This is a genomic window from Kushneria sp. EE4 (genome assembly GCF_977968315.1).
In genome coordinates this window covers 2,743,830-2,761,128 of the sequence record NZ_OZ386212.1, presented here as the reverse complement: position 1 = coordinate 2,761,128, position 17,299 = coordinate 2,743,830, and the positions used below count along the sequence as shown (strand labels likewise).

Below are 17,299 nucleotides of genomic sequence, written 5' to 3'. Positions count from 1 at the left end.
TCGAAAACGCTCACGTGCGCGCCACGCCCGTCGCGCAGCCGGAGTTCATTATGAGGGCTCAAGGCGACGACGCAAGGCCGTCACACCCAGCATGACCCAGCCGGCCATCATCACAAGCCCGCCCAGCGGCGTCACCGGTCCCAGTAGCGCCGGCCCGCCCAGCGCCAGCAGATACAGCGAGCCGCAAAAAAGCGCCACGCCCGTACCCCAAAGGGCCAGTACCAGGCACTGCCCCCTGAGTGCCACACTCTCGCGCCAGACAAGAATCATCATGAAGGCCAGCGTGTGCCAGGCCTGATAGCGTACGCCGGTGTGCCAGGCGTTGAGAGCGTCGGCATCCAGCCGGTCGGCCAGGCCGTGGGCACCCCAGGCGCCCAGCACCACCACTGCCAGTCCGGACAGGGCCACAACAAGCCAGAGAAGGCGCGATGGCATGGGGCATATACTCCTATCGATTCGGGCATTCGCCCCTGAATCCGTGTATGGTCGCACGCACGCGCCCGAGCCACCAGGCGGCGCGCCCGGGTCGGTGGCTCTGATCAATAACACACCATAAGAGTAATGCCTCCGTGACAGTGAGGCATGGCGGGGATTTCCCATGGAATTTATCACTACCGTTGAAAATGCCATCTATGCCGTGATGAACCCGATCAGCGGTTTTATCTGGTCGTTCATACTGGTCTATCTGCTGCTGGGGGCGGGTATCATCTTTACCATTGCGACCCGGTTCATGCAGTTTCGTCTGCTGGGCCACATGGCCCGTGTGACCTTTACCAGCCGGGGCAGCGGTGAAGGCGTGAGCGCCTTTCAGGCCTTTGCCACCTCACTGGCCGCGCGCGTGGGCACCGGTAACCTGGCCGGTGTGGCGCTAGCGCTGTGGGTGGGCGGCCCCGGTGCGATCTTCTGGATGTGGATGACCGCCATTATCGGTCTGGCCACGGCCTTTATCGAATCCACCCTGGGGCAGGTCTACAAGATCGAGCACAAGGACGGTGTCTTTCGCGGCGGTCCGGCCTATTACATCGAGCGCGGGCTGGGCCAGCGCTGGATGGGCTGTCTGTTCGCGATCTTTTTGATCATTGCCTTCGGTCTGGCCTTTTGCGGCGCGCAGTCCAACACCATCGCCCAGGCGGTCAACGGCGCCTTTGCCGTGCCCACCTGGATCACCGGTGTCGTGCTGGTGGCCCTGACCGCGCTGGTCATCTATGGCGGTATCCGCTCGGTGGCGCGCGCTGCTGAAAAGATCGTGCCGATCATGGCGATCGCCTATCTGCTGGTCGCGCTCTACGTGTTGTTTGCCAACATCACGGCAGTTCCCGAGATGCTGGCGCTGATCGTCAAGAGTGCCTTCGGCTTTGGCCCGGCCATCGGCGGGGCGGCCGGCTACTCCATCAAGATTGCGATGGAAAACGGCATCAAGCGCGGTCTGTTCTCCAACGAGGCCGGCATGGGCTCGGCGCCCAACGCGGCAGCCACGGCCACGGTCAAGCATCCTGCCGCACAGGGGCTGGTGCAGTCCTTTGGCGTGGTCATCGACACTTTGATCATCTGTACCTGTACGGCCGTGGTGATTCTGCTCTCAGGTGTCTACGACACGCTGATGACCACCTCGCCAGGCCAGTCGATCGAAGGCATCACCCTGACTCAGGAGGCGATGGTCGATCACCTGGGCAGCTTCGGTGAAATCTTTATCGCCATTGCGATCTTCTTTTTCGCCTTCACCTCGATTCTGGCCAACTTTGCCTACAGTGCGGTCAACGTCGAGTATCTGTTCCCGCGCCACAGCGACCGGGCAGTGTCGGTCATTCGCATCATGATTCTGGCGATGGTGATGATCGGGGCGGTGGCCAATCTGACGTTTGTGTGGAATTTCGCCGATCTCGCGATGGGACTGATGGCGACCACCAACCTGATTGCCATGCTGCTTTTGGCGCCGGTGGCCATCCGCGTTTTGAAAGACTACGAGCGCCAGCGCAACAGTGGCGTCAAGGAGCCGGTCTTTGATCCGAGCGTGCTCAAAAAGCCCGAGCAGCTGGCAAAGGGTGTCTGGACGTCACCTGAAGGCGCGGCGAAACGGTAGGAGCGCCCAGGGGCCGACGTTATAATGCCTCTCCCTGATGCCAATGCAGGATATGACATGCAGCTTTACATCAACGGGGAAGCACGCCGGTTTGATCAGGTCGGCAGCGTGGCCGACCTGATCGACACGCTTGAGTTGGCCGGACGGCGCATCGCCGTGGAGGTCAACGAGGCCATCGTGCCACGCACCCGCCATGCGACGACGACGCTCAACGAGGGCGATCGCGTCGAGATTGTTCATGCCATCGGCGGCGGGTGAGACGCCCGCTGCGAAGGCAATCGCATCAGAGCTCGTCAAACGGGTTCGAGGAGAACATCATGAGCACTGACTCCCAGTGGGACAGCCCATTGCACATTGCCGGGCGAACCTTCACCTCACGGCTTCTGGTCGGCACCGGCAAGTACCGTGATCTGGAAGAAACCGGCGCGGCGGTCGAGGCCAGCGGTGCCGAGATCGTGACGGTCGCCGTGCGTCGCTCCAACATCGGGCAGAACCCGGATGAACCCAATCTGCTTGATGTCATCTCCCCCGAGCGCTACACCATCCTGCCCAATACGGCCGGCTGCTATAACGCGCGCGACGCGGTGCGCACCTGCCAGCTCGCCCGTGAGCTGCTTGACGGTCACAACCTCGTCAAGCTGGAAGTGCTGGGCAATGACAAAACGCTTTATCCCAACGTGATGGAGACCCTCAGCGCGGCGCGCACGCTGGTCGAGGACGGCTTCGATGTCATGGTGTATACCAGTGACGATCCGATCGTGGCCGCCGAGCTTGAATCGATCGGCTGCTGCGCGGTCATGCCGCTGGGCTCGCTGATCGGCTCCGGCCACGGCCTGCTCAACCCGCACGCGCTGTCGCTGATCATCGATAATGCCCGCGTGCCGATTCTGGTCGATGCCGGTATCGGCACGCCCTCTGACGCGGCCATGGCCATGGAGCTTGGCTGTGACGGCGTGCTGGTCAATTCGGCCATCGCGCACGCACGCCAGCCGATTCTGATGGCCAGCGCCATGAGAAAGGCCGTTGAAGCCGGGCGTGAAGCCCGCCTGGCCGAGCGCATGGGCAGAAAGACCTATGCCGCCAGTCCCTCATCGCCCACGGAAGGCCTGATCACCGGCTGACTGCGGGCCATGCCCCGTTCCACCGTTTTTGACGATATTTGTGATGACAGAAGAAACAACGCCGGGCGCTGATGCCGGTGAACAGACGCCGCACCGCGGCATCAAGAGCTATGTGGTTCGCAGTGGGCGCATGACCCTGGCCCAGCGCCGCGGCCTGGAAGAGGTCTTTCCCCGGCTGGGTCTGACGCTCGAGCAGGGGCGGCTGGATCTGGAAGCGCTGTTTGGCCGCCGCGCCCCGTGCGTGGTCGAAATCGGCTTTGGCATGGGCGGCTCGCTGCTCGAGCAGGCACAAAACAACCCGGAGACCGATTTTATCGGCATCGAGGTGCACCCGCCGGGCGTGGGCAAGCTGCTTGATGATGTCGACAAGGCGGGACTGTCCAACGTGCGCGTCTATCGTGAGGATGCCCTCAGGGTGCTCGATGACTGCCTGCCGGGTGAGTCGATCGATACGCTGCAGCTTTTCTTCCCTGACCCCTGGCCCAAAAAGCGCCATCACAAGCGCCGCATCCTGCAGCCGGCCTTTATCGATCGCGTGCGGCGTGTGTTTGTTCCAGGGGGGCGTTTTCACATGGCCACCGACTGGCAGCCCTACGCCGAGTACATGGTCGAGACCATGAACGAGGCGCCCGGGTTTGAGACACTGGCGCAAGACAGCGATTACGTACCGCGCCCGGATTTCCGACCGCTGACCAAGTTTGAAACCCGCGGCGAGCGTCTGGGTCATGGCGTGTGGGATCTGATCTATCGGCGCTGCGACTGACCGGACAAGTGATTGAGCCGAGAGTAGCCGGGCCGTACGCATGATGTAAAAAAGCCGCCCCAAAGGGGCGGCTCAAGGACCGTGACTAGCTTGATGAGGAGATGAACCACTCGATACCTGACATATCGGGTTGTTCATGTGGTGACTGGCGATCACCACATCTCAAAGATAACCATTCTCATTTGGCCGGTCAAGGCAAATGAGAATATTTTTTAAATGAATGTCTGCTGTTATTGCTCGGCGGCCCTGCATCTTTTCTGCGCGCTGCCCGGCACCCGCTCGATCATCGGACGCTGTGACCATGCCGCTACCTGAATCGTCTTCCCGGATACCGTCACTGCGCTGGCTCAATACGCTGGTCGTGGTCACGCTGATCACGGTGACCGTGGCCATCACCTATCTGGGATATTACTACGTGGGCGCCGGCAATCGCTCACAGGTGACCTGGTTTGCCCCCGAGCTTGAATGCCGGCCATTGACCGAGCGCTGCTTCACGGCGCTGGGGCGTTTTGGCGAGATGCAGACACGGTGGCATTGGCAAGGGGCGCAGTTGAGTGTGGAAATGACGCTTGACGGTCTCGACGCCGAGCAGGTCCGCGCGCAGCTTGAAGAAACAGACGCTCATCCGCGGCACATGACGACGTTGCTGTCGGCCACGGCGCCCGGTCAGTATCGGGGTACGTTCGAGCTTCCCTCGTGCGGTGGTGAGGCGCAGCGCCTACGAGGCAGCCTTGCGGTGACCACGGCTCGCGGCGTGCTGGGCAGCTGGTACGATCTGTCGCTGCCGTGTCGCTGATGCACAATGTCACGGCGGCTGACACATGAATTTTCCTATTAATTATCCACACGGCGTTGGGAATTTTTTCTTGACACCGGCAAAAGGCGCTCACCGAGGCCGTTTTGACACCGAGCGTCGCTGTTTTCATAAATAATGATATTAAACAGCGTGTTAAAAATTTTTTGTCACTTTTCTTTGCCGGATGTGCCATGCGCATGACGAAGGGATGCGACATTTATGCACAGGCCGTCAGGCGGTAATAAAACACTACCTCACAGCCTTATCCACAGGGCGTTCGGCTCGGGATTAATGACGAACCGTTACAGACTGTCAGACATGAAAAAGCCACCGGGCGGTCACACCCGGTGGCAGATCAGCATCATGATGCTGTCGTTTTAACCGGCCGGCTGGGTCTCGGCACTGTCTGGCTGAGTGGCGCCGGTCGCGTCGCCTTCAGCAGCGGTGGCGTCGTCACCCACGCCCAGCAGTTCCACCTTGAAGATCAGGGTCTGGTTCGGCTCGATCGGGCCGGTGCCCGCTTCGCCGTAGGCCAGCTCGGACGGCACGTAGATTTCCCACTCATCGCCCGGGTGCATCATCTTCAGGGCTTCCTGCCAGCCAGGGATCACCTGATTGACCTGGAAGGTGACCGGCTCGCCACGCTCGTAGGAGCTGTCAAAGACGTTGCCATCGAGGGTGCGGCCTTCGTAATTGACGCGGACCTGGTCTTCATCGCCGGGCTGGGCACCGCTGTCGTCGCCTTCTTCCATGACACGGTACTGAAGGCCGGACTCGGTGGTTTCCACGCCATCCTTGTCGGCGTTTTCTTCCAGAAACTGCTGGCCGGCCTGGGCGTTTTCGTCGGCCTGCTGCTGCATCTGTTGCTGCTGCTCGGCAATCATCTGCTGCTGATACTGCTGCAGGGCATCACCGATCTGCTGATCGCTCAGACGAATGTCGCTGCCGTCATAGACATCCTTGATGCCGCTGGTGAAGTTATCAACATCCAGATCCTCCATGTCTTCATGAAGGTTGCGGGCCAGCGTCACGCCCACGGCATAGGCCAGACGCGCCTGATCGGACTCGAAGTCGTCCTGCTGCTGCGCGTCGTTGTCGTTGCCGTTTTGCTGGGCCTGCTCCTGCTGCGGGGCCTGGTCATCGGCGCTGTTGTCCTGACTGTCGTCGGCATCGGAACAGCCTGTCAGTACGATCAGCGTGCTCAGAGTGACCGCGCTCAACAGTTTATTCATGAAATCTCCTTGTACACATGGTCATCAAGGGATGTTGGACAACACCCAGTGAAAAAAATCACGCCAATCCCTGAAGGAATGTCGATTGCCTTTCAACGGACTATCAGCACGATGGGGGCGCCATATTGTCACTTTCAAGGCGTAGTTGGGAAATCAGTCGCTGATGACGCTGCTCTAGCACGCCGGTCAGCGGCTTTAAAAGCGTCTCTCGGCAGGCAGAGGCGGGGCAGGGTACGCCGGTCGCAATGCCCAGCGCCTCGAGCCGTCGCAGCGTTTCGCGCTCGCCTTGCAGCTCGGCCTGTTTGATATGCGTGCGCATCGCTTCAAGTTCGGGCCGGTCGAGGGCCTGTGGTTTTAGATCGCGGCGCAGCTGTCGCAGCGGCTGCGTGTAGTGCTGCTGCCACTGGCGCACGGGAACAAGCTCCTGGTCAATATCGAGGCCCGGTGCCCGGCCATGGGCGAGCAGCCAGAGCCCCCAGAGCAGCTCGCAGACGTCGAGGCCGGCCTCGTCCTGCAGGGCAAGCAGTGTCTCGCTGACGCCGGGGCGGGCATAAAGGGCCAGCGCCCAGGGCCAAAGCGGGGCGAGATTTCGGTTAGAATGGGAACCCATTGACTTGTTCATTCGACCACTTATCGGCAACCGGCCGGACAGGATACTGCATGATCGCATTTCGCCAGCTCGAGCTCCAACGTGGCGGGGTACCGCTGATCGAGTCCGCAGACTTCATGCTCTCGATGGGACACCACGCCGGCATTGTGGGCGCCAACGGCACCGGTAAATCGAGCCTTTTCCAGCTGATTCTGGGGCAGTTGACGCCCGAGCGCGGCGAGGTGGCGCTCAATGGCGGGGTGCGGATTGCCCACATGAGCCAGGAGATTGTGACGCTTTCGCGCAGCCTGACCGATTTCGTGCTCGACGGTGATCACGCCCTGCGCGAGACACAAAAGGCGCTGGAGGCGGCGCACGCTGCCGGTGAGCACCATCGCGAGGCCGAGCTGCACGGCGCGATCGAATCACTGGATGGCTACACGGCAAGAGCCCGGGCCGAACAGCTGCTGGTCGGGCTCGGCTTTGCCCAGCGCGACCTTGACCGACCGCTGTCGGACTTCTCGGGTGGCTGGCGCATGCGCGCCAATCTGGCGCAGACGCTGTTCAAACCCTCCGATCTGATGCTGCTCGATGAGCCGACCAACCACCTGGATCTGGACGCGCTGCTGTGGCTCGAACAGTGGCTGGTGCGCTATCCCGGCACGCTGCTTTTGATCTCGCACGACCGGGACTTTCTCGATGCGGTGTGCGATCACATCGTGCATTTTGATCAGCGCCACGTGCAGCTCTATCGCGGCAACTTCACCACCTTTGAGCGCACCCGCGCCGAGCGGCTGGCCCAGCGCGAGGCCGAGCGCGAGAAGCAGCAGGCGCGCCGAGCCGAGATCGAGGATTTCGTGCGCCGCTTTCGTGCCAAGGCGACCAAGGCCAAGCAGGCCCAGAGCCGGCTCAAGATGCTCGAGCGCATGGAGGATATCGCCCCGCTGCGCGCCGAATCGCCGTTTCGCTTCCGGCTGCCCTGTTCCGACAAGGTCTCTCATCCGCTGCTGTCGATCGACCACGCCGCCATCGGCTACGGCGAATCGCCGATCGTGGACAACGTGCGATTGTCGCTGGCGCCGGGCAGCCGTATCGGGTTGCTGGGTCCCAATGGCGCCGGTAAATCAACGCTGATCAAAGCGCTGACCGGCGAGCTGGCCCTGCTCAAGGGGGAGCGCACCGAGGGCGAGCATCTGGCGGTGGGCTATTTCGCCCAGCATCAGCTCGACGCGCTGGATTTAAGTGCCAGTGCCTTCATGCACGTGCAGCGCATGTCGCCGCAGGCCTCCGAGCAGGTGATTCGCGACTTTCTGGGCGGCTTCGGCTTTCGCGGCGATGATGCCTTTGAGGTGATTACCCGCTTTTCCGGCGGTGAAAAGGCCCGCCTGGCGCTGGCCCTGATTGCCTGGCAAAAGCCCAACCTGCTGCTGCTTGATGAGCCGACCAACCACCTGGATCTGGACATGCGCGACGCGCTGACGGAGGCGCTGGCCGCCTTCGACGGCGCCGTGCTGATCGTCTCGCACGACCGCCATCTGCTGCGCGCCAGCGTCGATGAGTTCTGGTGCGTGGCCGATGGCCGGGTGTTTGCCTTTGACGGCACGCTGGAGGACTACCGGCTGTGGCTGAAAAATCGCCTCACCGAGGCTGCCCGCAGCCCCGACCCGGAGGCCGAGGAGAGCGCCGCGCCGAAGGAGGATCGCCGGGCCACCCGCCGTGCCGCCGCCGAGCTTCGCGAGCAGTTAAAGCCCTTGAAAAAGCAGCGCGACGCCGCCGAGAAGTCGATGGAAAAGGCGCAAAAGGCGCTTGAGGCCGTGGAAGAAAAGCTGTCGGACCCGACAATCTACGAAGCCGATCAAAAGGCGCGACTCACCGAGCTGTTGCGCGAGCAGGGCGAATGGAAGGCGCGTCTGGAAAGCGACGAGCAGGCCTGGATGGAGGCCGAAGAGGCGCTCGAGGAGATGCAGGCGCAGCTTACCGCCTCCTGACATGCCGGTGGTGGGCAGATGTCGGCAGCGGGCTACACTGGGAGGGCATTGCCCGACACTGACTGACTTCAGGGAGCAGAGATGCCCTACGATAACCGTGATGACATTCCCGACAGTGCCCGCAAGGTACTGCCGCCGCATGCCCGCACCATCTACAAGGAAGCCTTCAACAGCGCCTGGGAGGAGTACGCCAGGCCTGAAGACCGCCGCGGTAATGCCTCGCGGGAAGAGACGGCCCACGCCGTGGCCTGGAAGGCTGTCGAGTCGAAGTATCACAAGGGCGATGATGGCAAGTGGCACCCGAAACACTGATTCGGACTCCATCTATATTGCCGTTCTGCCGATTCCGGAAAAGGGCCGCCACATCATTGTGGCGGCCCTTTTTGTGTCTGACGACCGATGACCGGCGGGCGCCTATTCGGCGTAGATCATCTTTCGCGTCATGCCGCCATCGACGGGGAAGTGCTGGCCGGTAATGAAGCCGGCTTCCGGACCTGCCAGAAAGGCCACCAGCGCGGCGATATCATCGGGATGGCCCACGCGGCCGACCGGATGCTGCTGGCGATCGATGTCACTGTGCGACGGCGCTTCACGGTTGGCGGCCTTTTGATGGTCGCCGGTTTCGATCCAGCCGGGGCAGATGGCGTTGACGCGAATGTCCGGGCCAAGGCTGGTGGCCATCGCATGGGTCAGCGCCAGAAGCCCGCCCTTGCTGGCCGCATAGCCTTCGCTTTCGGGTTCGGACTGCAGCGCGCGGGTCGAGGCCATGTGGATGATCGAGCCCTGTGTCCGGCGCAGCAGCGGGATCGCTGCGCGTGAGCAGAGAAAGGCGCCGGTGAGATGATTGTCCAGCCAGTGATGCCAGCGCTCGAGCGACAGCGACTCCAGCGGCCCGCAGTATGGATCGGCCGGGCCTGCATTGTTGACCAGCAGATCCAGCCGGCCCTGCCAGTTTTCCAGCTGTTTGAAGGCATCACCGACCGCTGCTTCATCGCTGACGCTGGCAGTGATGGCCAGAAGCCTTGTCGAGTCATGGCGTTCGCGCATCTCCTCGATGGCGTCAGCGTCGATATCGAGAATCGCCACGCGCCAGTCGCGGGCGATGAGGTAGTCGGTCACACCGCGGCCGATACCCTGCGCGCCGCCGGTGATCAGCGCCACGCGCACGTTGTCGGTAGAAGAGGGGATACTCATGTGCTTTGCCTTTCCAAAAGAGCGAACGTGATCAGCTTTCCAGTATGAACGTGACGGGGCCGTCGTTGACCAGTGAGACCTGCATGTCGGCACCAAAGCGCCCGGTTTCGACGCTTGTATGCGCCCTGCGGGCCGAGGCGACCAGATGATCGAACAGCCGCTTGCCGTCTTCCGGTGTGGCGCCGCTGGAAAACCCCGGGCGCAGCCCCTTGCGGGTATCAGCCACCAGGGTGAACTGAGAAACCAGCAAAAGCCCACCACCGGTCGTTGACAGCCCCAGGTTCATGCGGCCCTTGTCGTCGCCGAAAATGCGGTAGTTGAGCATTTTTTGCAGAAGCTTGTCGGCGCGCTCGGGGGTGTCATCGCGCTCGACGCCGATCAGGGCCAGAAGCCCCCCATCGATGGCGCCAATGCGCTCGCCGTCAACATGTACGCTTGCCTGGCTTACCCGCTGAATCAGCGCCCGCATGGTCTCTCCGTGGTCAACAGGGTTATAGAAAGGACCCGCCGCGCCCGGCTACCAGGTGCGACACAGCATCAGATCGCCGCGGGTTTCGGTCAGCAGTCGCTCCAGCAGGCTGTCGGTGGCGCGACCGATGCCGACGCGAATGTGGCTGCCCAGCGCCAGCAGGTCGGGCGGCTGCTGGCGCAGCCGGTCGAGCAGCACCTGCGAGGGGTCGCCCTGCTGCAGCACCAGCTCCAGATCGGGCCTGGCATGCAAATCGGCCATCAGCCGCTCGGTTTCGAGCTCGAGCTGCTGGCGCAGGCGCTGGCGCTCCAGGTCGCGCCAGTGCTGGTAGTTGGTGCCTTCACAAAGCTCCATCGCCACTGGCATGTCCCAGGCGTGCAACAGCGTCAGGCGCACGTTGGGAAAGCGCGTCAGCACCTCCTTGAGGGTGTGGCGCGAGGCCAGCGAGAAATCCACCGGCACCAGGATGTCCTGCCAGTCCGGCTCGCCGTCGTGCGGGATGCTGACCACCGGGCAGGGCGCCCGGCGCATGACGCGCGACAGGGTCGTGCCGCCGATCAGGTCCGGCTGGCCCTGCTTGCGATGGGTGCCCATGACGATCATCGAGGCGCTGCGCTCGTAGGCCTCGCGAATGATCTCGGCGTAGGGCACGCCGCTGACGATATGAATTTCGGTGGCCGGGCGCACCAGCTCATGATGCTCGCACAGTGCGTTGAGGTTGCGATCGATCTCTTCTTCGATGGCATGCACCAGCGCCGGAAGGGTCTGCTCGGGCAGATAGGGGTCCACGACATGCAGGATGTCCAGGCGCGACTGGCTGCGCTGCGACAGATGCAGCGCCCGTACCAGGGCTGCCTGACATTCATGGGAGAGATCTGTGGCCAGTAGCAGCGTCGTATTCATGGCTGAATCCTTGCCCGGTAAAAAGGAGGGCGCTTGCAGGGGTCGGTAATGTCAGGAGCACCGCTGAAATGATAGTGGTTGCCTGCCCGTGCAGCTACCACCAGGCGTGAAAGTGATGCGCCGGCCCCTGTCCCTTGCCGATGTTCAGGCGGTCGGCGGCCTCCAGCGCCTGGCTCATGTAGACCTTGGCCTGGCGGATGGCCTCGATCGGCGTGTCATGCCGGGGCAGTAGGGCCGCAATGGCAGAGGCCAGCGTGCATCCCGAGCCGTGCAGCGAGCGCGTGGCGATCCTTGGTGCCTCCAGCCAGTGGGTGCCGTCGGGCGTGAGCACCAGATCGTTGCTGACATCGCCTTTCAGATAGCCGCCCTTGAGCACCACGATATCGCAGCCCAGCGCGCCGAGTTTCGGCAGCATCGCCTCCATGGCGTCATGGTCTGACGGGATGTCGGTGTCCAGCAGCACGGCGGCTTCCGGCAGATTGGGCGTGATGACATCGGCGATTGGTATCAACACGTCACGCACGGCGTGAAAGCCGTTACGGTCCACCAGCATGTCGCCGCTTTTGGCCACCATGACCGGGTCCAGTACCACATGGGCCGGCCGGTAGCGCTCGATGAATTCCCGAATCAGACGGGCCGTGTCGAGATCACTGACCATGCCGATCTTGACGCAATCGATGGCGATATCCTCGAACACGGCATCAAGCTGGCTGCGAATCAGGCGCTGGGGCAGGGCCATGACATCGCGAACGCCACAGGTGTTCTGGGCCAGTACGGCCGTGAGTACGCTGGTGGTGTAGGCGCCCAGGGCGCTGGCGGCCTTGATGTCAGCGGACTGCCCGGCGCCGCCGCTGGGATCGGTACCGGCAATGGAGAGAAAACGAATCGGGCGCATGGGCTATCCAGAGATTGAAAACAGCGTACTGTATGACAGGCGACGGTGCCGGCATCTGCGCTGGTGAAAGGGATGCAACCAAAGTCTAATGCAGCTTTACAATATTTTGGTTGGATACACGAAGGCTACAGGGAGAGCATTCCAAAATCGACATCAAAAAAGCCGCTGACGGCATTGGCAAAATCCCGCATCGGCTTCTAATGTAACGATGGTGATCTCGAGGCTGACCTGACCTTCTGCAGTCGAGAATTTCCTGTCATTCGGGCGATGTTTTCCGGGTGGTTGAATAACGAAAGTTCCGGTTGATGCAACGTCGCCGGAGCAGACCGAGATGAGTGAGCGCCCATGGATCTGGCAGCGCAACTGGCCCAAAACTGGTCAGTCGGTGTTTTCATTGTCGCCGTACTGGCTCTTTGTACCTTCATGGTGACCGCATCCGCCCTGCTTGGCGGGCGGGCATGGGGGCACAAGAAGGAAACGCCCTACGAGTCCGGCATCGTGCCGACCGGTAGTGCCCACCAGCGTTTCTCGGTCAAGTTCTACATGGTTGCCATGCTCTTCGTCATCTTTGACGTGGAAGCCCTGTATCTCTTCGGCTGGGCCATCTCCATACGCGAAACCGGCTGGGCCGGACTGATCGGCGCCAGCATTTTCATCTTCATCCTGCTGGCCGGTCTGATCTACGACAGCCGTGTCGGTGCGCTGGATTGGGTGCCGAGACGACGAACCCAGCCGGACCGGGTTCACCAGCCTGCCCAGCGTGATCATACCGACGACTGAGTACCGCAGACGCAGGCCGGGTGGCCGCCTGACAGGGCTTCAGTACCGATCAATGACGTTTTCCGGGAGGACTCTGAATGTCCTACAAGCTTACGCGCATCGACCCCGATGCTTCCCAGAACAGTCAGTATCCAGTCGGGGAGCGACGCGTCGTCGATGACCCCATGGATGATCAGGTGCATCGCAATGTTTTCATGGGCAAGCTCGAAAACATCATGCACAACGTCGTCAACTGGGGGCGCAAGAACTCCCTTTGGCCCTACAATTTCGGGCTTTCCTGCTGCTACGTCGAAATGACCACGGCCTTTACCGCGCCGCACGACATCGCGCGCTTTGGCTCCGAGGTGCTGCGTGCCTCGCCCCGTCAGGCCGATGTGATGGTCATTTCGGGCACCTGCTTCGTGAAGATGGCGCCCATCATTCAGCAGCTTTATGACCAGATGCTCGAACCCAAATGGGTCATCTCGATGGGGTCGTGTTCCAACTCCGGCGGCATGTACGACATCTATTCGGTGGTGCAGGGCGTCGACAAGTTTCTCCCCGTCGATGTTTATATACCGGGCTGCCCGCCTCGACCTGAAGCCTTCCTTCAGGGGCTGCAGCTGTTGCAGGACTCCATCCAGCAGGAGCGTCGTCCGCTGACCTGGGTGGTCGGCGACCAGGGCGTTTACAAGGCGAAGATGCCCTCTCAGCGTGAAAAAAGGCGCGAAGAGCGCATTGCCGTTACCGAGCTGCGTTCACCCGATGAAGTGTAGCGACCGGCACAAGAGCCACCACGGGGCAGACAGGTCCGGATCACTGGCGATGGAAAACAACGGATGACGACCGAGACTTCAAAGGCAGGCGACACCACCTTCGCCATTGTCGATGAGCTGAAGGCCCGCTTCGGCGAGGCGAATCTGGTGGTGCAGCCCACGCTGACCGGCATGCCGGTGGTATGGGTCGCGCGTGAACAGCTCATCGAGGTCATGCGCTTCGTGCAGCAGGTCAAAAAACCGTTTGTCATGCTCTATGACCTGCACGGCGTGGACGAACGTCTGCGCATGCATCGACGCGGCCTGCCGCCGGCAGACTTTACGGTGTTCTATCAGCTGATGTCGCTTGAGCGTAACAGCGAGCTGATGATCAAGGTGGCACTACACGAGGATGACCTGCGCGTCCCGACCCTGTGCAACGTCTATCTCAACGCCAACTGGTACGAGCGTGAAGTCTTTGACATGTTCGGTATCGAGTTCGCGGGGCACCCTCACCTGACCCGCATGCTGATGCCGCCGACCTGGAACGGTCATCCGCTGCGCAAGGACTACCCGGCGCGGGCAACCGAGTTCGATCCCTACACGCTGACGATGGAAGGTCAGGACCGCGAACAGGAAGCGCTGCGCTTCAAGCCCGAAGACTGGGGCATGAAGCGTCAAAGCGGCGATACCGACTACATGTTCCTGAACCTGGGGCCCAACCACCCCTCCGTGCACGGCGTCTTTCGTATCGCGCTGCAGCTGGACGGCGAGGAAGTAGTCGATTGCGTCCCGGATATCGGCTATCACCATCGCGGCGCCGAGAAGATGGCCGAACGCCAGTCCTGGCACAGCTACATTCCCTACACTGACCGGATCGATTACACCGGCGGGGTCATGAACAACCTGCCCTATATTCTGGCGACCGAAAAGCTCGCCGGCATTACCGTCACGCCGCGTGCCGAAACCATCCGCGTGATGATGGCGGAGATGTTTCGCATCAACTCCCACCTGCTGTTTCTGGGCACCTTTTTGCAGGATCTGGGGGCGATGTCGCCGGTCTTTTATACCTTCAGCGACCGCCAGCGTGCCTATTACGTGATCGAGGCGATCACCGGATTTCGCATGCATCCGGCGTGGTTTCGTATCGGGGGCGTGGCGCATGATCTGCCGCGCGGCTGGGAGAAGCTGGTCCGCGATTTTCTGGACTGGATGCCGCCGCGCCTTGATGAGTACGAGCGCGCCATGATGGACAACTCCATCGTGCGCGAGCGTACGGTCAACATTGCCACCCATACCACGGCCGAGGCGCTGACCTGGGGCGTGACGGGGCCCAACCTGCGGGCCACCGGTCTCAAGTATGATCTGAGAAAGGCCAAACCCTACTCGGGCTATGAAAACTTCGATTTTGATATTCCGATCGGCACCAACGGCGATGTGTTTGATCGCGGCATGCTGCGCATCGAGGAGATGCGTCAGAGCCTTCGCATCATCGAGCAGTGTCTGAAAAACATGCCCGAGGGCGACTACAAGGCGGATCATCCGCTGACCACGCCGCCGCCGCGCGACAAGATGCTTCAGCACATCGAGACCCTGATCACGCACTTTCTGCAGGTCTCCTGGGGGCCGGTGCTCAAGCCCAACGAGTCGTTTCAGATGATCGAGGCGACCAAGGGACTCAACAGCTACTACCTGACCAGCGATGGCAACACCATGAGCTATCGCACCCGGATTCGTACGCCCAGCTTTGCCCACCTTCAGCATATTCCGGCCGTCATCAACGGCGGTTTCGTACCGGATCTGATCGCGCATCTGGGCAGCATCGACTTTGTAATGGCCGACGTGGATCGATAACCATGACCATGGATACTCCCGCAACCGGCAATACCCGTGTCAGCAAGGCCAGTCAGGGTAACCTGATCGCCACCGCCGGGCGTCCGGACGATTTCGAGCTGACCGAGGAAGAGCGCTCCGAGATCGAGCACGAGATGGGGCACTACGAAAACCCGCGGGCGGCCTCCATCGGCGCGCTCAAGATCGTGCAAAAGCGTCGCGGCTGGGTCTCGGACGGCGCCGTAATCGCCATCAGTGACGTGCTGGGCATTCCCTCCAGTGACGTCGAGGGCGTGGCGACGTTTTACAGCCTGATCTTTCGCCAGCCGGTCGGGCGTCACGTGGTGCTGGTCTGTGACAGCAGCTCCTGTTTTCTGACCGGCCATGACGAGTTGCTTGGGGCCATTTCAAGCGAGCTGGGTATCAATCCGGGTCAGACCACCGGTGACGATCGCTTCACGCTGTTGCCGGTGTGCTGTCTGGGGGCCTGTGATCGGGGGCCGGCACTCATGATCAATGAAGACCTGCACGGACCGCTTGAACCCGGCGACGTGTCGGCACTTCTGGAGCGCTACACATGACCAGCCATCTCTTTTCCACCAGCACCAACGGCGAAACCCATCCGCTGACCTATCGTCTGCGCGAGGATCGCGGCTATGTGGGGCTGGAAGAATTTCAGCAAAAGGACGGCTACGAGGCGGTGCGCACCACCCTGCGTGATTTGTCGCCGGATGACCTGATCGAGAACATGAAGACCGCCAATCTGCGCGGTCGCGGCGGCGGCGGTTTCTCGGCCGGCACCAAGTGGAGCCTGACGGCGCGCGGTGACGATCACCCGCGGGGCTACATCGTCTGCAACGCCGACGAGATGGAGCCGGGTACCTTCAAGGACCGCATGCTGATGGAGGAAACGCCTCATCTGTTGATCGAGGGGATGATTCTGGCCGGCTACGCCAACAATGCGCGCATGGGCTATATCTTTTTGCGCGGCGAGTACGTGCTGGCGGCTGCGCGTATCGAACAGGCACTGGCCGAGGCTCGCGAGGCCGGCATTCTGGGTCCGAAGGTGTGCGACAGCGACTTTGATTTCGACATCTTTTTGCACACCGGCGCCGGGCGCTACATCTGCGGCGAAGAGACCGCACTGATCAACTCGCTGGAAGGCCGACGCGCCAACCCGCGCTCCAAGCCGCCCTTTCCGGGCCAGAGCGGGGCCTGGGGCAAGCCGACCGTGGTCAACAATGTCGAGACGCTGTGCAACGTGCCGGCCATCGCCCTGCGCGGCGGCGAGTGGTACCAGAACCTTTCCGGCGATCGCAGCGAAGACGGTGGGACCAAGATTTTCGGCGTTTCCGGTCGGGTGAAAAAGCCCGGGCTTGTTGAGCTGCCGATGGGCATCACGGGTGCCGAGCTTCTCGATATGGCCGGCGGCATGCGCGACGGCCTTGAGCTCAAGACCTGGCTGCCGGGCGGCGGCAGTACCGGCTTTTTGCTGCCGGAGCATCTGGACGTACCGCTGGAATTTGATGCCATCGGCAAGGCTGGCAGTCGCCTGGGCACAGGGCTGATGACCGTGGTGGCGCATAACCAGAGCGTGGTGTCGCTGACCCGCAATCTCGAGGAGTTCTTTGCCCGCGAGTCGTGCGGCTGGTGCACGCCGTGTCGTGACGGGCTGCCCTGGAGCGTGAAGATCCTGCGTGCCATCGAGGGCGGCGAGGGTGAAAAGGGCGATATCGACATGCTGGTGGCGCTTGCCAATGACATCGGGCCCGGCAAGACGTTTTGTGCCCACGCCCCGGGGGCGGCAATGCCGCTGGAAACGGCCATCGAGCATTTCAGACACGAGTTTGAAGCCGGTATTCGCCACCCGGAACGCGAAGCCCACGCCGAGCCGATCCCGGTAGGTTCGGTGTAGTGAGCGG

The 17,299-nt window shown here is 61.9% G+C and carries 19 protein-coding genes; 12 read left to right on the top strand and 7 right to left on the bottom strand.

What is annotated here, in order from left to right:
* Nucleotides 1-48: 48 nt before the first annotated feature.
* Nucleotides 49-435 carry a DUF423 domain-containing protein gene (locus ACXMYO_RS12550; protein WP_457808961.1) on the bottom strand — a complete coding sequence of 129 codons (387 nt, stop codon included), beginning with the start codon at nucleotides 433-435 and terminating at the stop codon, nucleotides 49-51.
* A gap of 163 nt (nucleotides 436-598) precedes the next feature.
* Here ACXMYO_RS12550 and ACXMYO_RS12545 point away from each other — a divergent pair, with 163 nt between their 5' ends.
* From ACXMYO_RS12545 to ACXMYO_RS12525, 5 genes are all read left to right on the top strand, one after another.
* Entirely contained in the window at nucleotides 599-2,080 is a 1,482-nt protein-coding gene (locus ACXMYO_RS12545) for an alanine/glycine:cation symporter family protein (RefSeq protein WP_457808960.1), read from the top strand.
* A gap of 57 nt (nucleotides 2,081-2,137) precedes the next feature.
* Nucleotides 2,138-2,338, top strand: a complete 201-nt coding sequence (thiS, locus tag ACXMYO_RS12540; RefSeq protein WP_438765118.1) for a sulfur carrier protein ThiS — start codon at nucleotides 2,138-2,140, stop codon at nucleotides 2,336-2,338.
* 59 nt (nucleotides 2,339-2,397) lie between these two features.
* Nucleotides 2,398-3,201, top strand: coding sequence for a thiazole synthase (locus tag ACXMYO_RS12535; RefSeq protein ID WP_457808959.1), 804 nt, complete (start codon nucleotides 2,398-2,400; stop codon nucleotides 3,199-3,201).
* 43 nt (nucleotides 3,202-3,244) lie between these two features.
* Nucleotides 3,245-3,964, top strand: a complete 720-nt coding sequence (trmB, locus tag ACXMYO_RS12530) for a tRNA (guanosine(46)-N7)-methyltransferase TrmB (protein WP_457808958.1) — start codon at nucleotides 3,245-3,247, stop codon at nucleotides 3,962-3,964.
* Between the two features lie 301 nt (nucleotides 3,965-4,265).
* Nucleotides 4,266-4,760: a hypothetical protein gene (locus tag ACXMYO_RS12525; protein ID WP_438765115.1), complete on the top strand. Its 495-nt coding sequence runs from the start codon at nucleotides 4,266-4,268 to the stop codon at nucleotides 4,758-4,760.
* A gap of 377 nt (nucleotides 4,761-5,137) precedes the next feature.
* Here ACXMYO_RS12525 and ACXMYO_RS12520 read toward each other — a convergent pair whose 3' ends face one another.
* Both ACXMYO_RS12520 and ACXMYO_RS12515 read right to left on the bottom strand, forming a co-directional pair.
* Nucleotides 5,138-5,992: an FKBP-type peptidyl-prolyl cis-trans isomerase gene (locus ACXMYO_RS12520; protein WP_438765114.1), complete on the bottom strand. Its 855-nt coding sequence runs from the start codon at nucleotides 5,990-5,992 to the stop codon at nucleotides 5,138-5,140.
* Between the two features lie 103 nt (nucleotides 5,993-6,095).
* Nucleotides 6,096-6,602 (bottom strand): TIGR02444 family protein, encoded by a 507-nt coding sequence (locus ACXMYO_RS12515; protein WP_457808957.1) that lies wholly within the window; start codon nucleotides 6,600-6,602, stop codon nucleotides 6,096-6,098.
* 50 nt (nucleotides 6,603-6,652) lie between these two features.
* Between ACXMYO_RS12515 and ACXMYO_RS12510 the strand changes: the two genes are divergently transcribed.
* Nucleotides 6,653-8,569 (top strand): ATP-binding cassette domain-containing protein, encoded by a 1,917-nt coding sequence (locus ACXMYO_RS12510; protein ID WP_457808956.1) that lies wholly within the window; start codon nucleotides 6,653-6,655, stop codon nucleotides 8,567-8,569.
* A gap of 81 nt (nucleotides 8,570-8,650) precedes the next feature.
* On the top strand, nucleotides 8,651-8,881 hold the full coding sequence (locus ACXMYO_RS12505; RefSeq protein WP_438765109.1) for a ChaB family protein: 231 nt from the start codon (nucleotides 8,651-8,653) through the stop codon (nucleotides 8,879-8,881).
* 102 nt (nucleotides 8,882-8,983) lie between these two features.
* On the opposite strand, the gene ACXMYO_RS12500 is transcribed toward ACXMYO_RS12505, so the two are convergent.
* From ACXMYO_RS12500 to thiD, 4 genes are all read right to left on the bottom strand, one after another.
* Nucleotides 8,984-9,763, bottom strand: a complete 780-nt coding sequence (locus ACXMYO_RS12500; RefSeq protein WP_457808955.1) for an SDR family oxidoreductase — start codon at nucleotides 9,761-9,763, stop codon at nucleotides 8,984-8,986.
* A 31-nt stretch (nucleotides 9,764-9,794) separates the two neighbouring features.
* The gene (gene dtd / locus ACXMYO_RS12495) at nucleotides 9,795-10,232 is read right to left on the bottom strand and encodes a D-aminoacyl-tRNA deacylase (protein ID WP_457808954.1); all 438 of its coding nucleotides are present in this window, start codon (nucleotides 10,230-10,232) and stop codon (nucleotides 9,795-9,797) included.
* Nucleotides 10,233-10,280: 48 nt separating this feature from the next.
* Entirely contained in the window at nucleotides 10,281-11,135 is an 855-nt protein-coding gene (locus tag ACXMYO_RS12490; protein WP_438765103.1) for a universal stress protein, read from the bottom strand.
* Between the two features lie 94 nt (nucleotides 11,136-11,229).
* Nucleotides 11,230-12,030: a bifunctional hydroxymethylpyrimidine kinase/phosphomethylpyrimidine kinase gene (gene thiD / locus ACXMYO_RS12485; protein WP_457808953.1), complete on the bottom strand. Its 801-nt coding sequence runs from the start codon at nucleotides 12,028-12,030 to the stop codon at nucleotides 11,230-11,232.
* A gap of 345 nt (nucleotides 12,031-12,375) precedes the next feature.
* Between thiD and ACXMYO_RS12480 the strand changes: the two genes are divergently transcribed.
* From ACXMYO_RS12480 to nuoF, 5 genes are all read left to right on the top strand, one after another.
* A complete protein-coding gene (locus ACXMYO_RS12480; protein ID WP_438765099.1) occupies nucleotides 12,376-12,810 on the top strand; it encodes an NADH-quinone oxidoreductase subunit A in 435 nt (144 codons plus the stop codon).
* A 77-nt stretch (nucleotides 12,811-12,887) separates the two neighbouring features.
* Complete coding sequence (locus ACXMYO_RS12475) at nucleotides 12,888-13,565, top strand: NADH-quinone oxidoreductase subunit B (protein WP_457808952.1); 678 nt, start codon at nucleotides 12,888-12,890, stop codon at nucleotides 13,563-13,565.
* A gap of 63 nt (nucleotides 13,566-13,628) precedes the next feature.
* Nucleotides 13,629-15,398 (top strand): NADH-quinone oxidoreductase subunit C/D, encoded by a 1,770-nt coding sequence (gene nuoC, locus ACXMYO_RS12470; RefSeq protein WP_457808951.1) that lies wholly within the window; start codon nucleotides 13,629-13,631, stop codon nucleotides 15,396-15,398.
* Nucleotides 15,399-15,400: 2 nt separating this feature from the next.
* Entirely contained in the window at nucleotides 15,401-15,958 is a 558-nt protein-coding gene (gene nuoE, locus ACXMYO_RS12465; protein WP_457808950.1) for an NADH-quinone oxidoreductase subunit NuoE, read from the top strand.
* Nucleotides 15,955-17,292, top strand: coding sequence for an NADH-quinone oxidoreductase subunit NuoF (nuoF, locus tag ACXMYO_RS12460; protein ID WP_457808949.1), 1,338 nt, complete (start codon nucleotides 15,955-15,957; stop codon nucleotides 17,290-17,292). Before nuoE ends, nuoF begins: the two co-directional genes overlap by 4 nt.
* The last annotated feature ends 7 nt before the right edge of the window (nucleotides 17,293-17,299 follow it).

Coding starts and splice junctions, on each gene's coding strand:
- nuoC (WP_457808951.1), top strand. CDS start 13,629: ATGACGACCGAGACTTCAAAGGCAGGCGACACCACCTTCGCCATTGTC.
- ACXMYO_RS12515 (WP_457808957.1), bottom strand. CDS start 6,602: ATGGGTTCCCATTCTAACCGAAATCTCGCCCCGCTTTGGCCCTGGGCG.
- thiD (WP_457808953.1), bottom strand. CDS start 12,030: ATGCGCCCGATTCGTTTTCTCTCCATTGCCGGTACCGATCCCAGCGGC.
- trmB (WP_457808958.1), top strand. CDS start 3,245: ATGACAGAAGAAACAACGCCGGGCGCTGATGCCGGTGAACAGACGCCG.
- thiS (WP_438765118.1), top strand. CDS start 2,138: ATGCAGCTTTACATCAACGGGGAAGCACGCCGGTTTGATCAGGTCGGC.
- ACXMYO_RS12535 (WP_457808959.1), top strand. CDS start 2,398: ATGAGCACTGACTCCCAGTGGGACAGCCCATTGCACATTGCCGGGCGA.
- ACXMYO_RS12550 (WP_457808961.1), bottom strand. CDS start 435: ATGCCATCGCGCCTTCTCTGGCTTGTTGTGGCCCTGTCCGGACTGGCA.
- ACXMYO_RS12505 (WP_438765109.1), top strand. CDS start 8,651: ATGCCCTACGATAACCGTGATGACATTCCCGACAGTGCCCGCAAGGTA.
- ACXMYO_RS12545 (WP_457808960.1), top strand. CDS start 599: ATGGAATTTATCACTACCGTTGAAAATGCCATCTATGCCGTGATGAAC.
- ACXMYO_RS12475 (WP_457808952.1), top strand. CDS start 12,888: ATGTCCTACAAGCTTACGCGCATCGACCCCGATGCTTCCCAGAACAGT.
- nuoF (WP_457808949.1), top strand. CDS start 15,955: ATGACCAGCCATCTCTTTTCCACCAGCACCAACGGCGAAACCCATCCG.
- ACXMYO_RS12520 (WP_438765114.1), bottom strand. CDS start 5,992: ATGAATAAACTGTTGAGCGCGGTCACTCTGAGCACGCTGATCGTACTG.
- ACXMYO_RS12510 (WP_457808956.1), top strand. CDS start 6,653: ATGATCGCATTTCGCCAGCTCGAGCTCCAACGTGGCGGGGTACCGCTG.
- ACXMYO_RS12500 (WP_457808955.1), bottom strand. CDS start 9,763: ATGAGTATCCCCTCTTCTACCGACAACGTGCGCGTGGCGCTGATCACC.
- ACXMYO_RS12525 (WP_438765115.1), top strand. CDS start 4,266: ATGCCGCTACCTGAATCGTCTTCCCGGATACCGTCACTGCGCTGGCTC.
- ACXMYO_RS12480 (WP_438765099.1), top strand. CDS start 12,376: ATGGATCTGGCAGCGCAACTGGCCCAAAACTGGTCAGTCGGTGTTTTC.
- dtd (WP_457808954.1), bottom strand. CDS start 10,232: ATGCGGGCGCTGATTCAGCGGGTAAGCCAGGCAAGCGTACATGTTGAC.
- ACXMYO_RS12490 (WP_438765103.1), bottom strand. CDS start 11,135: ATGAATACGACGCTGCTACTGGCCACAGATCTCTCCCATGAATGTCAG.
- nuoE (WP_457808950.1), top strand. CDS start 15,401: ATGACCATGGATACTCCCGCAACCGGCAATACCCGTGTCAGCAAGGCC.